The sequence below is a fragment of the Serratia sp. 121840015-1 genome (genome assembly GCF_053627655.1).
In genome coordinates, this window is the sequence record NZ_JBSEYF010000001.1 from 1,844,033 (window position 1) to 1,857,832 (window position 13,800).

The window sequence follows — 13,800 nt, forward strand, 5'->3', positions numbered from 1 at the left end:
TGTTTACTTCCTCATAAATGTTAACAAAACGCTGTCTAAGATACCCTAGATCGTATGGGCATTCGTCACAGTTTCAAGAGTTGTGCGTCATTAACCTACTAAAAATACGAAACTTTACAAAAACGACGCGCGACCGGGATTTGGCAAATTGTAAACGATTGTTGCGCAAGGCGGAGGGATTTCTCAGAAAAAATTCCTGGCCCGTGCAAAATGACGTCGAGAAAAATTGCACGCACACTTTTTATGGCCGCCAGGCTCTCACCGCCTTCGCTCACGCAGCGCTCGCCTCGCCTGACAGGAAAGTTTGAATCCCGCGATTAATTGTTACATTATAACATCACAATTAATCGTAAAGGGATGTCAATCATGTTACCTCGCCTCGTCTGTATGCTGACTGCGTGGCTGCTCTTTTGCCACGTCGCGCAAGCTGAAATCCACCTCACCGACGCAGAAGGACGCCAGGTCACCCTGGCCGCCCCCGCACAACGCGCCTATATCGGCTTTTACTACGAAGATTTTCTGGCGGTGAACGGCCCGGACAGTTTTCAACAGGTGGCCGCCTTCTCTAAAAGCGACTGGGCCTTGCGCACCAGCCAATGGCCGCGTTATCAGGCGGCTCTGCCGCGGCTCGCTCAGCTGGTCGATGTCGGTTCGCTCTACAATCAGAGCTTTGACTTCGAACGCCTGCTGACCACGCGGCCAGACCTGCTGATCCTGGCGAAATGGCAGCTCGACGGCTTCGCCAACTACCTGCCGGTGCTGCAACAGCTCAACATTCCTTACATCGTCGTCGACTTCAACCAGGGTGCGGAAGTCAAACTCGCCAGCATTCGGGCCATGGGTCAGGCGATGGGCTACCCCGAGCGGGCAGAACGGCTGGCCAGCGAGTATCGGCAGAGCCTTGAAGATACTCAGCGGCGTATTCGCGAGGCGCAGCTGCCGCCACCGACCGCTTATATCGAACTCGGCGACAAGGGGCCCGGCGAATACAGCAGCAGCTATGGCGCCTCCGTCTGGGGGCCGCTGTTACAGCTGGCCGGCGCCCGCAATATCGCCGCCGGCGTCGTCGGTAGCCCCGCGCCTTTACGCGCCGACTATGTACTGACCCAAAAGCCGGACGTCATTTTCCTCGCCGGCGGCGACTGGGAAAACATGCCAAACGCCGTACCGATGGGCTACGGCGCACAGGCGGCCCCCCTTCAGGCACGCCTCGCTCAGTACGCCCAGCGTGCCGGTTGGCCGCAGCTGCCGGCGATAAAAGACCAGCGCCTCTATGCGCTCTACCATGGCGGCGCGCGCACGATTTACGATTTTATTTTTGTTCAGTATCTGGCGAAAGCTCTCTATCCGGCCGCGTTTGCCGACGTTGATCCCCCACGCAACCTGGCGCAGTTCTACCGCCAATACTTACCGATAGAGGCTGACGGCGTCTTCCTGCAACGCTGGCAAGGAGAGTAGCCGTGGCCCACACAGGACGTGCGTTTTTACAACGGCGCAGGCTGCGCCGCGGGCTATTGACGCTGGCGCTGCTCGGCGCGCTGCTGGCGGCCACCGTCGTCGATCTGACCGTCGGCGCCGCGCACCTTAGCCTCTCGGATATCCTGCCCATGCTCTGGCCCGGCTCCGCGCCAGGCAACGAGCTGCATCAGGTGGTTTTCTGGTCGATTCGCTTGCCGATGACGCTCACCGCGTTGGTCGTCGGCGCCAGCCTGGCGCTGGCCGGTCTGTTGATGCAGACCGTGCTGGCCAACCCCCTCGCCAGCCCGTATACGCTGGGGATCTCGGCCGCGGCGGGATTTGGCGCGGCGCTGTCGATCATCACCGGATTCAGCCTGGGTGGCGCGCTGGCACTGGGCACGCCGCTGCTGGCTTCGCTGATGGCGCTGTTGGCCTGCGTGCCTATCTATCTGCTGGGACAGCGCCGCGGCATGACGCCGCAAATTTTGGTGCTGAGCGGCATCGTGGTGCTGTTCTTCTTTCAGTCGCTGCAATCCCTGCTGCTGTTTCTGGCCTCGCCCGAAGCCATGCAGCAAATCGTCTTCTGGCTGTTCGGCAGCCTGCTCAAAGCCAATATGCACGGCGTGGCGATCACCGGCGGCGTCCTGTTCTGCGCGCTGGTCGTCAGCCTGCGGCTGGCCTGGCGCCTGACCGCACTGTCCGCCGGCGAAGAACAGGCCCAGGGGCTGGGCATCAACGTCAGCGCGCTGCGCAAGCTGGCCTTTCTGCTGGCGACCTTACTGACGGCCGCCTCGGTCTCGTTTGTCGGCACCATCGGGTTCGTCGGGCTGATCGCCCCGCATTTCGCCCGTTTTCTGGTGGGCGAGGATCAACGCTATCTGATCTGCATTTCCGCCCTTTGCGGCAGCCTGCTGCTGCTGTGCGCGTCGATCGTCGCCAAACTGGTGCTGCCGAACGGCGTAGTGCCCATCGGCATCGTTATCGCCTTAATCGGCGTGCCGGTGCTGTTCTACTTCGTCACCCGACAGGTTAAACGCCCATGACTCAACTGACCCTCACCGGCGTCGGCGTCACGCTGCATCGACGTCAGCTGTTAGCCGACGTTTCATTGGCCTGGCCGGAGGCAAAGCTCGGCGGCATCATCGGGCCCAACGGCGCCGGCAAATCGACGCTGCTCAAAGCGATCAATCGCATGCTGCCGCACAGCGGCGCTATCGCCTACCGCGAGCGCCCGCTCGATCCGAAAACCAGCCGCATCGCCTATGTGCCGCAACTCAATCGCAGCGAGTCGGCGTTGACCGCGTTTGACATGGTGCTGCTGGGCAAGGTACGGCAGTTGGGGTGGCGCGTCAGCGCCGCACAGGCCGACGCGGTCGAACAGGCGCTGGCGGAATGCGGCATTTCCGCACTTGCCGATCGCCCTTTCAACCGCCTCAGCGGCGGGCAGCGGCAGTTGGTGATGTTGGCGCAGGCCTTCGTCTCTCAGCCGCAGCTCATTTTACTCGACGAGCCCACCAGCGCGCTGGACATCCACCATCAGCTGCGCGTACTCAATCAGATCGCCGACTACAGCCGGCGTCATCGCTGCATCACGCTGCTGGTGATCCACGATCTGGGGCTGGCGCTGCGCTACTGCCATTCTCTCACCTTGCTCGAGCACGGACGCGTCATTTGCCACGGCGACACCCATCAGATGATGGGGCACCCGATGATGTCCCGCGTATTTGGCGTCGGTATCGAAAGCGGCATCAGCCCCCAAGGCTACCCCTTTCTGCTGCCGACACAGCTGTTACACGCACACGGAGAAACCCCATGTACACTCTGACCAAGGCGGACATGCTGGCGCAACTCGCCGGCTTGCAACAGGAAATCCACCAGCTTCACCGTTCCGCCCGGCAAGATCGGCGCCATTTTTCCCTGCTGGAACGGCGCTTCAGCCGCCTGCAGGCCTTTAACGATCTGCCGCAGCTGCAGGCCTATCGCCGCAAGCTGGAAAACGATCGCTCGATAACAGCGCAAATCACCCAGCTGCGAGCGGTGGCCAATGCCGCCTTGTGCGATTACGAGAAGCATCGCGTCGCCACGCTCTGCCGGGAGCCGGCGCAGACCAACGCCTACCTGAACAGTTTCGATAGCGCCCTGCAGCTGGAGATCGCCGCCGCCGACATCAAACCCGGTGAACGAGTGTTGCTGGTGGGCAGCGGCGCCTTGCCCACCACCGCGCTGGCGCTGGTCGCCAGGCTCTCCGCCACCGTCATTTGCTACGATTGCGACCCGGCGGCCCAGCGTTTTGCCCGCCGCCTCACGCGCCATCTGGGGCTGTCACGGCAAATCCCCTGCATCGATAAATTGAACGGCCTGACCGACCGCGACATCGATCACATCATCATCGCCTCTCTGGTGGCGGACAAGCAGACCTTGCTGACGCAGCTGCGGCCTTTACTGCCCCAGCGCGGCAAACTGCTGCTGCGCTACGGTAACGGCCTTAAGTCGATCTTCAACTGCCCTTATCACCATCTGGCTGCCCGTTCACCCTGGCGCGTCAGCGGTAAACCGGTTGCCACCCCGCTGTACGATCTCTTGATTTTGGAGTCTCATCGCCATGAATAACGCATTTCCTACCCTGATCCTCGGCGCCGGTCCGGCGGCGATCCAATTGGCTGCGGATATCCAGGCCGCGGCCGACACGCGCCTCGGCCTGTACAATCGCCCCAGCGAGAAAGGACAACGCCTGAAGGCGCATCTGGCGCACACGCCCAGTCTGCATCTGGAAGGCGTCGGCAAGGCGCGGCAGACCCAGCACGATGCGCAGGTGGCAGTAGACAGTTATTGCGACGATCTGTCGCTCATCGGCGGCGACTGGCAGCGGCTGATCCTCGCGGTGCCCGCCGATCGCTATTACGAGGTGCTGCGGCAGGTGCCGTGGGCCACCTTACCCCACCTGCGTTCGTTGATCCTGCTTTCCCCGTCCATCGGCTCCGGCCTGATGGTGCAAAGCCTGCTGCAGGCGGCTGGCCAATCCCACGTCGGGATCATCAGTCTGTCCAGTTATTACGCCGACACCAAATATCAGGATGCGGCGCAGCCCTATCGCGCCTTTACCAAAGCCTTTAAACAGCGGGTCTATCTCGCGGCCCAAAGCCCGGCGCCAGACTCCGCCGAACTCGACTGGATCGGCTCGGTGCTGGCGCGTCACGCTATCGACGCCCGGCGCTGCGACAGCCTGCTGGCCGCCGAGCGCTTCAGCATCACCAACTATGTTCATCCGCCGCTGGCGCTGGCCGACACCACGCTGCAGGCGATATTCCAGCCGCAGGCGCCGGTGCAATACCTGTATAAAACCTATCCCGAAGGGCCCCTCGGTCCCGAGGTTATCGCCGATATGCTCGAACTGTCGGAGGATTACAAAAGGCTGCTCAACCATCTCGGCGTCGAGGAGATCAACCTGCTGCGCTTTTTGAACGACGACAGCTACCCGGTTCCCTCCCGCATGGTGAGCCGCCGCTGGATTGACCATTTCCCGCAGCTCGCGCCGGCGGAACAACGCTATGCGCTGTTTACGCGCTATACCGCGCTGCTGGTCGATCCCTATTCCGAACCGGACGCGCAGGGTCGCTATTATGATTTTTCCGCCGTCAGGGTCGCCCGCGTCTTTCAGGATGCTCAAGGGCTGTGGTGCCTGCCGCGCGTGCCGCTGGAAGACGTGCGAAAACTCCGCACGCTGGTCTTGCTGGCGGAGCGGCTTGGCGTCGAGATGCCCACCGCCCGGCGCCTGTTGGCGCGCTTTCAGCAGGCGCTGCAGAGCTTCGTCACCCGGATCGGCGCCGAGCATTGCCATCATTCGCTGCTGGACGATACCTGCGACGAACAGGCGGCCATCACCTACCGTCAGTGGCGGGGGCAAGCATGAATCAGGGTGCGCTGCTGGCCATTTTCGCCTCGCTGATTTTCAGCGTCATGAATGCGCTGGTCAAAACCATCGCCGACGACATCCCCACCGGGGAAATCGTGTTCTTTCGCAGCAGCATCGGCTGCCTGCTGGTTCTGCTGCTGATGTATCGCCACGGCGTCGCCTTCAGCCGCGAGGACCGGCCGCTGCTGGTATTACGAGGCACTATGGGTGGGCTGTATCTCATCTGTTATTTTTACAGCATCGCCCACCTCACGCTGGCCGACGCCAGCATGCTAGCCTACCTGTCGCCGTTTTTCTCCATTCTGCTTTCCTTGCTGGTGCTGCGAGAACGGATCAGCGCCAACACCGCATTTTGGCTGGCGCTGGTCATCATCGGCGCCGTACTGCTGGTGCGGCCGTGGCATTTCTCAACGTATACCCTGGCGTCGCTGGTCGGCGTGATGAGCGCGGTGTTCGCCGCTATCGCCTATCTGTCGGTCAACAAGCTCAGCAAGCGCCACCACAACTACGAGATCGTGTTCTATTTCCTGTTTATCGCGACGCTGATCTCGCTGCCGCTGATGTGGAACGCCTTCGTCTGGCCCAACGTCTACCAGTTTGCCATCCTGCTCGCCATCGCCCTGGTATCGCTGTTGGGACAGGTTGTCTTAACCCAGGCCTTTTCCTCCGATAACCTGATCGTGGTCTCGGTGGTGCGCTATATCGGCATCGTTTTCAATATTGCCTGGGGCTGGCTGTTCTGGCACGAAGTCCCGCTGTTGCTGTCGCTGATCGGCTGCCTGCTGGTGGTGGTTTCCTGCATCCGGCTCGGGCTGCGCCACCGCAAGAAAGCCGTCTGAGCAGCACGTAACGCGGCCATAAAAAAACGCACCCGAGGGTGCGTTTTTCATCCTGCCTGACGCGGCCTTATTTGGCCGGCGTTGGCTGCTGAGCGGGCTGATCTTTTTCCAGATGAGCCAGGTCCAGCGCGATATGCACGGTTTCATCCAGGTACGGATCCGGTTCCTGGTAATCCTTCGGCAGATCGTCGAGCGATTTCAGCGGCTTCTTGCCCGCACGTTCCAGGCGCTCGTTGATGCGTTTCAGACGGGTCGCATCGTCATCGTGGTTCTCTTTCTCGCGCACGGCCAGATTGAGGGACACGATGTTGCGTTTATCCTTCAGCGCCTTGTAATGCGCGATATCCTGCGCGATGTACTGGAACTCCGGATTCTGCGCGATGCGCTGCTGGTGATCTTTCAGCAGCTCCGGCTCGAACGGCGCCATATCGCCGGTCTTGCTGTAGGTCGCCGCATTGATGCTGTCCCACGGCATGGCGTTGTCTTCAAACGCTTCGCCGGTTTCCGCCGGATCGACGCCGGTCGGCATCAGAATGTCCGGGGTCACCCCTTTGCGCTGGGTGCTGCCGCCGTTGACGCGGTAGAACTTCTGAATGGTGTACTGCACCGACCCCAGCGCCGGCCACTCAGGGCGCAGCATCTGATCGTAGATGCGGTTCAGCGAACGGTACTGCTGCACGGTACCTTTACCGAAGGTCGGCTCGCCGACGATCAGCGCGCGGCCGTAATCCTGCATCGCCGCCGCGAAGATCTCGGAGGCGGAGGCGCTGAAGCGATCGACCAGCACCACCAGCGGGCCTTTGTAGTAGGTCACGCCATCGGTGTCGGCGTCTTCACGCACTTTGCCGTTGTTGTCGCGCACCTGCACCACCGGGCCGCTCGGAATGAACAGGCCGGACAGCGACACCGCTTCGGTCAGCGCGCCGCCGCCGTTGGTGCGCAGATCGATGATCACGCTCTTGACGTTCTGCTTGGCCATCTTCTGCAGCTGCACTTTCACGTCATCGGTCAGACCGACGTAGAAGCCTGGGATGTCGAACACCGCCACCTTCTCTTTGCCGACGGTCTTGATGGTCATTTTCACCGCGCGGTCTTCCAGGCGGATGCGCTCGCGGGTCAGGGTGACCACGCGGGTTTTGGTGCCCTTGCCGGCCGGCAGGATCTCCAGGCGCACCTTGCTGCCTTTCGGCCCTTTGATCAATGACACCACGTCGTCCAGGCGCCAGCCGATCACGTCCACCATCGGTTTGCCGGCCTGGCCGACGCCGACGATGCGATCGCCCACGGTGATCGCCTTGCTCTTCGCCGCCGGGCCGCCCGGCACCATCGAGTTGATCAGGGTGTAGTCGTCATCCATCTGCAGCACCGCACCGATGCCTTCCAGCGACAGGCTCATCTCGGTGTTGAACTGCTCGGTGTTGCGCGGAGACAGATAGTTGGTGTGCGGGTCGATTTCATGCGCAAAGGCATTCATCGCCAGCTGGAAGACGTCTTCGCTGTTGCTTTGCGTCAGGCGCTTGATGGCGAACTGATAACGCTTGGTCAGCGTGTCGCGGATTTCTTTGTCGGTCTTGCCGGTCAGCTTGAGGTTCAGCTCGTCATAGGTGACTTTCGCATCCCACAGGCTATCCAGCTCGGCCTTGTCTTTCGGCCACGGCGCTTTGCTGCGGTCGAGATCGATAGTGCCGTTGCCGGTGAAGTTCATCGGCTTGTCCAGCAGCGACAACGCATAGGTGTAACGCTCGAAACGGCGTTTCTGCGCCAGATTGAACAGCGCGTAGAAGGTATCCAGCTTGCCGGTTTTCAGCTCTTCGCCAACCTGATTGCGTTTGCCGGCGAACTGCGCCACGTCGGAGGCCAGCAACACGTTATGGTTGTAGTCCAGCATGTTCAGGTAGCGATCGAAGATCTTGCCTGAAAACTCCGCGTCGAGGGCGAACTGGCGGTAATGAGAGCGAGTGAAGCGCGAGGTCACGCGCTCACTCACCGTAGCGTGCTGGGGTTCCTGTTGCAGTTGGGGCAGTTGGCCGATGCGGATGTTGGCTGTTTCCGCGCCGTAACTGACACCCGCCCACAGCAGCCCTGCAATCGCTGTTAATCTGACGAATTTGTTCATGCCTTGGTTGGCCTCCGTATCAGAACTGCAAGTGTTCTGCGCGCACAATCATCGCCAGACCGGAAGAGAGCTGCACACGTACGCCATCTTTAGCGATTTCGAGTACGGTAGCATCCATCGCGCTCTTGCCTGCTCTGACTTTGATTTCCTGGCCAATTTGCAGTTTAGAGATATCCGTGACTGGCGCATAACGCGGCTGGTTTTCCTCTTTTGCTGCACGAGGTTGACGAGCTGGCTGTGGGCGAGTTTGTGGGCGCGGCTTGCGGTTTTCCGGCGCGGCTCCGCCTTCGCGACGTGCAGCAGGCTTTTTACCGGCTGGGCGCGGACGGCGTGGCGCGGCATCGGCAGATTCACCGGCGGCTTCACGTTTTTTGGCGTTTTGTTCGGCACGCTGTGCCTGAACGCGCGCTTTGGCTTCTTCAAGCTGCTGGCGAGCATGATCGACATGCTGCTGCTCCAGTTCACCGCACGGATTGCCGTCCAGGTCGACGCGCTGCGCGCCAACTTTGACGCCGTACAGGTAACGCCAGCTTGAAGTGTACAGGCGCAGGGCAGAACGCAATTGCGTTTTGCTGAGATTCTCTTCCCCCTGCACGCGCTCTACCAAATCCTGAAAAATACCGATTTTCAGCGGACGAGCTTCGCCTTCGGCGCTAAAGCAGAGCGGAAAACGCTCGGCAAGAAAAGCAATGACTTCTTTACTAGAGTTCAACTTAGGTTGATTTTCCATGAAATTTCCTGATTACAACGGTATTGCCAACAAGCCACAGGCATGAACAGGCGTCATTATAATGACGCCATCGGTAATTGCCACGTTAACCGTCGATCAACTTGCCGCTACAGTCACATATTTCGCACTGTCACACTGTTCCAGTTGCTCACAAAGCCCCGCCACCACTGCTTTCAGGCCCGCTTCATCCTGTTCGTCGAAGCGTTGATAAACCGTGCTGTCGATATCCAAAACGCCGATCACCCGGCCGCCAACCGCCAACGGCAGCACGATTTCCGCATTGCTGGCCGCATCGCAGGCGATATGGCCCGGGAACGCATGCACGTCGCCGACGCGCTGCACGCGATTTTCCGCCACCGCCGTGCCGCACACGCCCTTGCCCACCGGGATGCGCACGCAGGCGATCTTGCCCTGGAACGGCCCCAGCACCAGCTGGTCGCCATCCATCAGATAGAAACCGACCCAGTTCACGTCATCCAGACGCTCGTTGATCAACGCGCTGGCGTTGGACAGCGCCGCGATAAAGTTGGTCTCCCCGCCGAGCAACGCGCTCAGGTCACGTTTTAATTCCGCGTAGAATTGTTCTTTTGTCATGTAATAACCATTGAAACAGTGAAGATGGCCAGAAGCCCAAAGCTTAGGCCCTATAAAATAAGCATTAAATGCGTATAGCCACAAGGTTAATCATCTGTTGCTTCACAAAACCCTGCCGCTCGGGGTATGTTTGCCGCTCAGAATCCCGGTTTACCTCGTTTTACCGTCCGGCGCCCGATCGCCGGTGACGCGGCCGGTTTATTTTTCAGCTACGCTGACAGTTCCGGCGGGCTCAAGGGCAGCTACTTGTCAAAGATGAAAATACACGCGATCACCGCCCCCCTTTCCAAAGCGCGCCACCAGCGCTGCTGTGAGTGCGACCTGCTGTTCGTGCTGCCGCCGCTCAGCGGCAATCAGGCCGCCTATTGCCCGCGCTGCAACGCCAAGGTGGTGAGCGGCCGCGACTGGTCGATGACGCGCCTGACCGCCATGGCGATCGCCATGCTGCTGCTGATGCCGTTCGCCTTCACCGAACCGCTGATCAGCATCCGCCTGCTCGGCACGCGCATCGACGCCAGTTTGCTGGAGGGCATCTGGCAGATGAGCCGTCAGGGCGATCCGCTGACCGCCAGCATGGTGGCGTTCTGTACCCTCGGCGCCCCACTGACGCTGGCGCTGTCGCTGCTCTACCTGCGCTTCGGCCACGCGCTCGGCATGAACCTGCGCCCGGTGCTGCTGATGTTGGAGCGGCTGAAAGAGTGGGTGATGCTGGACATCTATCTGATCGGCATGGCGGTGGCGGCGATCAAGGTGCAGGATTATGCCGACATCCAGGCGGGCAGCGCGCTGATCGCCTACCTGTCGCTCACCCTGCTCAGCATCCTGACGCTGATCCACGCCAACCTAGAGCAGCTGTGGGAGCGTTACTACCCGCAGGAGCAGCCGGAAGGCCCACCGGCGGCGCTGCATATTTGCCTGTCCTGCCACTATACCGGCTACCCCGACGCGCGCGGCCGCTGCCCGCGCTGCCACGTGCCGATGTGCCACCGCCAGCCCTACAGCCTGCAGAAAACCTGGGCGGCGCTGATCGCAGCGATGATCCTGCTGATACCGGCCAACCTGCTGCCGATTTCGATCATTTACGCCAACGGCGCACGGCTCGAAGACACCATCTTCTCCGGCGTGGTCTCGCTGGCCACCTCCGGCAACGTGCCGATCGCCGCCATCGTGTTCATCGCCAGCGTGCTGGTGCCCTTTACCAAGGTGATCGTGCTGATCACGCTGCTGTTCAGCATTCACTTCAAAACCTCGCACAGCCTGAAGACGCGCATTCGTCTGCTGCGCCTGGTCATCTGGATCGGCCGCTGGTCAATGCTGGATCTGTTCGTTATCGCCTTGATGATGTCGCTGGTAAACCGCGACCAGCTGTTATCTTTTACTATGGGACCGGCCGCTTTTTACTTTGGCTCGGCGGTCATTTTGACTATTCTTGCCGTTGAGTGGCTGGATAGCCGATTGATTTGGGATGCACATGCAACAGGAAACGCCGACTACACCGACTGAAGCGCGGGTCAAGAACAAACGCCGCATTTCACCGTTCTGGTTACTGCCGTTCATCGCCCTGCTGATCGCCGGGTGGCTGGTCTATAACAATTTCCAGGAACGCGGCACCACCGTCACCATCGACTTCCAATCGGCGGCGGGCATCGTCGCCGGCCGCACGCCGGTGCGCTACCAGGGCGTTGACGTCGGCACGGTGCAGAAGATCAGCCTGAGCAAAGATCTGCGCAGCATCGTGGTGGAAGCCAGCATCAAAAGCGATCTGGAAGACTCGCTGCGCGAAGGCACCCAGTTTTGGCTGGTGACCCCCAAGGCTTCGCTGGCCGGGGTCTCCGGGCTCGATGCGCTGGTCGGCGGCAACTATATCGGCATGATGCCCGGCAGCGGCAAGGCGCAAACCCACTTCGCCGCGCTCGATACCCAGCCGAAATACCGCCTGAACACCGGCGAGCTGATGATCCATCTGCACGCCGACGATCTGGGCTCGCTCAACAGCGGCTCGCTGGTCTACTACCGTAAAATCCCGGTCGGCAAGGTGTACGACTACACCATCAGCGAAGGCAATAAGGGCGTGACCATCGACGTACTGATCGACCGCCGCTTCGCCCATCTGGTGAAAAACAACAGCCGCTTCTGGAACGTCTCCGGCTTCAAGGGCGATTTCAGCCTGTCCGGCGCGACGGTACAGATGGAGAGCCTGGCAGCGCTGGTCAACGGCGCCATCGCCTTCGATTCGCCGGCCGATGGCCAGCAGGCCAAGGGTGACCAGAGCTATGCCCTGTATCCCGATCTGGCCCACAGCCAGCGCGGCGTCAATATCCTGCTGGATCTGCCGAGCGGCAACAACCTGAGTGAAAACCGCACGCCGCTGATGTACCAAGGGCTGCAGGTCGGCACCCTGACCAAGCTGACGTTGCAGCAGGACAGCAAAGTGGTCGGTGAACTGACCATCGATCCTTCGGTGGTCGATCTGATGCGCAGCGGCACCCGCATCGTGATGCGCAGCCCGCGCATCAGCCTCAACGACGCCAAGCTCAGCCAGCTGCTGACCGGCACCACGCTGGAGCTGGTGCCGGGTGAAGGCGAGCCGCAGCAGCGCTTCAACGTGCTGGACAGCAGCGAGACGCTGTTGCAACAGCCTGGCGTGCTGACCGTCACGCTGAATGCGCCGCAAAGCTACGGCATCGACGTGGGGCAGCCGTTGGTGGTGCACGGCGTGAAAGTCGGCCAGATCCTGAGCCGCACCTTGACCGCCGGCGGCGTGGTGTTCACCGCCGCCATCGACGCCCAATATCGCGGCCTGCTGCACAAAGACAGCAAATTCGTGGTCAACAGCCGCCTCGACGTCAAGCTGGGCATCGACGGCATGGAAGTGCTCGGCGCCAGCGCCCAGGAGTGGGTAGACGGCGGCGTGCGCATTATTCCCGGCAGCAAGGGGGAACCGGGCGGCCAATACCCGCTGTACGCCAACAGTGAGAAAGCCGAGGAAGGCATCGTCGGCAACGCCCCGGCCACCACCCTGACCCTCAGCGCCACCAGCCTGCCGGACGTGCAGGCCGGCTCGGTGGTGCTGTATCGCAAATTCCAGGTGGGCGAAATCGTCAACGTGCGGCCAAAGGCCAACGAGTTTGAGGTGGACGTCTACATCAGCCCGGAATACCGCAAGCTGCTGACCCGTGAAAGCATCTTCTGGGCCGAAGGCGGCGCCAAGGTGCAGCTCAACGGCAGCGGGCTGACGGTGCAGGCTTCGCCGCTTAACCGTGCGCTGAAAGGCGCCATCAGCTTCGACAACCTGCAGGGCGTGACGCTCAACAAGGGCGCCAACCGCGTGCTGTACGCCAGCGAAACCGCCGCTCGCGCGGTGGGCAGCCAAATCACGTTGAAAACCTACGACGCCAGCAAGCTGTCGGCGGGCATGCCGCTGCGCTACCTCGGCATCGACGTCGGCCAGGTGGAGTCGCTGCAGCTGGCGCCGGAGCGCAACGAAGTGTTGGCCAAAGCGGTGCTGTATCCGGAATACGTGCAGACCTTCGCGCGTCTGGGTAGCCGCTTCTCGATCGTCTCGCCGGAGATCTCCGCCGCCGGCGTCAGCAACCTCGATACCCTGCTCCAGCCTTATATCAACGTGGAGCCGGGGCGCGGCCGCGAGCTGCGCACCTTCGAACTGCAGCAGGCCAGCATCACCGACTCGCGCTATCTCGACGGCCTGAGCGTGGTGCTCGACGCCGCCGAAACCGGCTCGCTGCAGATCGGCACGCCGGTGTTGTTCCGCGGCGTGGAGGTCGGCACCATCACCGGCTTCTACCTTGGCGCCATGTCAGACCGGGTGCATGTCGCGCTGCGCATCAGCAAGAAGTATCAGCATCTGGTGCGCAACAACAGCGTGTTCTGGCTGGCTTCGGGGTACAACCTGCAGTTCGGCCTGACCGGCGGCGTGATCAAGAGCGGCACCTTCCAGCAGTTCATCCGCGGCGGTATCGCCTTCGCCACGCCGCCGACCATTCCGCTAGCGCCGAAAGCGACGCCGAACAAACACTTCCTGCTGAATCCGGAAGAGCCGAAGGACTGGAAAACCTGGGGCACCGCCATTCCGCGCGATTAAATTTCGCATTTTCCTCAGGGCCCGGCATTGCCGGGCCCTGTTTTTTTC

General features: G+C 61.2%; 11 protein-coding genes. 8 read left to right on the forward strand and 3 right to left on the reverse strand.

The genetic code is table 11. The annotated features are described in order from the left end of the window. The first annotated feature begins 366 nt into the window (after positions 1–366). The 6 genes from ACUXAC_RS08890 to ACUXAC_RS08915 are packed head-to-tail and all read left to right on the forward strand — an operon-like array spanning position 367 to position 6,210. On the forward strand, positions 367–1,458 hold the full coding sequence (locus ACUXAC_RS08890; RefSeq protein WP_421115183.1) for an ABC transporter substrate-binding protein: 1,092 nt from the start codon (positions 367–369) through the stop codon (positions 1,456–1,458). Between the two features lie 2 nt (positions 1,459–1,460). Further along, positions 1,461–2,501, forward strand: a complete 1,041-nt coding sequence (locus tag ACUXAC_RS08895) for a FecCD family ABC transporter permease (protein WP_060440083.1) — start codon at positions 1,461–1,463, stop codon at positions 2,499–2,501. Next, positions 2,498–3,283, forward strand: coding sequence for an ABC transporter ATP-binding protein (locus ACUXAC_RS08900; RefSeq protein ID WP_087763515.1), 786 nt, complete (start codon positions 2,498–2,500; stop codon positions 3,281–3,283). Before ACUXAC_RS08895 ends, ACUXAC_RS08900 begins: the two co-directional genes overlap by 4 nt. Beyond that, on the forward strand, positions 3,271–4,068 hold the full coding sequence (locus tag ACUXAC_RS08905) for an SAM-dependent methyltransferase (RefSeq protein ID WP_060440085.1): 798 nt from the start codon (positions 3,271–3,273) through the stop codon (positions 4,066–4,068). Before ACUXAC_RS08900 ends, ACUXAC_RS08905 begins: the two co-directional genes overlap by 13 nt. Continuing rightward, complete coding sequence (locus ACUXAC_RS08910; RefSeq protein WP_421115182.1) at positions 4,061–5,368, forward strand: opine metallophore biosynthesis dehydrogenase; 1,308 nt, start codon at positions 4,061–4,063, stop codon at positions 5,366–5,368. Before ACUXAC_RS08905 ends, ACUXAC_RS08910 begins: the two co-directional genes overlap by 8 nt. Then, positions 5,365–6,210 (forward strand): DMT family transporter, encoded by an 846-nt coding sequence (locus tag ACUXAC_RS08915; RefSeq protein WP_038877656.1) that lies wholly within the window; start codon positions 5,365–5,367, stop codon positions 6,208–6,210. The genes ACUXAC_RS08910 and ACUXAC_RS08915 overlap by 4 nt, the downstream gene beginning before the upstream one ends. Before the next feature lie 67 nt (positions 6,211–6,277). Here the strand turns inward: ACUXAC_RS08915 and prc are convergent, their stop codons facing one another. The 3 genes from prc to ACUXAC_RS08930 all read right to left on the reverse strand — a co-directional run bounded on the left by prc (position 6,278) and on the right by ACUXAC_RS08930 (position 9,650). Then, positions 6,278–8,326 carry a carboxy terminal-processing peptidase gene (gene prc, locus ACUXAC_RS08920; RefSeq protein WP_033642845.1) on the reverse strand — a complete coding sequence of 683 codons (2,049 nt, stop codon included), beginning with the start codon at positions 8,324–8,326 and terminating at the stop codon, positions 6,278–6,280. 19 nt (positions 8,327–8,345) lie between these two features. Continuing rightward, entirely contained in the window at positions 8,346–9,056 is a 711-nt protein-coding gene (proQ, locus tag ACUXAC_RS08925; RefSeq protein WP_033638287.1) for an RNA chaperone ProQ, read from the reverse strand. A gap of 96 nt (positions 9,057–9,152) precedes the next feature. Beyond that, entirely contained in the window at positions 9,153–9,650 is a 498-nt protein-coding gene (locus ACUXAC_RS08930) for a GAF domain-containing protein (RefSeq protein WP_060440088.1), read from the reverse strand. Positions 9,651–9,905: 255 nt separating this feature from the next. On the opposite strand from ACUXAC_RS08930, the gene yebS reads away from it, so the two are divergent. Together yebS and ACUXAC_RS08940 are read left to right on the forward strand one after the other, a co-directional pair. Further along, a complete protein-coding gene (gene yebS, locus ACUXAC_RS08935; protein ID WP_454266707.1) occupies positions 9,906–11,153 on the forward strand; it encodes a membrane integrity lipid transport subunit YebS in 1,248 nt (415 codons plus the stop codon). Then, positions 11,122–13,752, forward strand: a complete 2,631-nt coding sequence (locus tag ACUXAC_RS08940) for a PqiB family protein (protein WP_084827855.1) — start codon at positions 11,122–11,124, stop codon at positions 13,750–13,752. Before yebS ends, ACUXAC_RS08940 begins: the two co-directional genes overlap by 32 nt. The last annotated feature ends 48 nt before the right edge of the window (positions 13,753–13,800 follow it).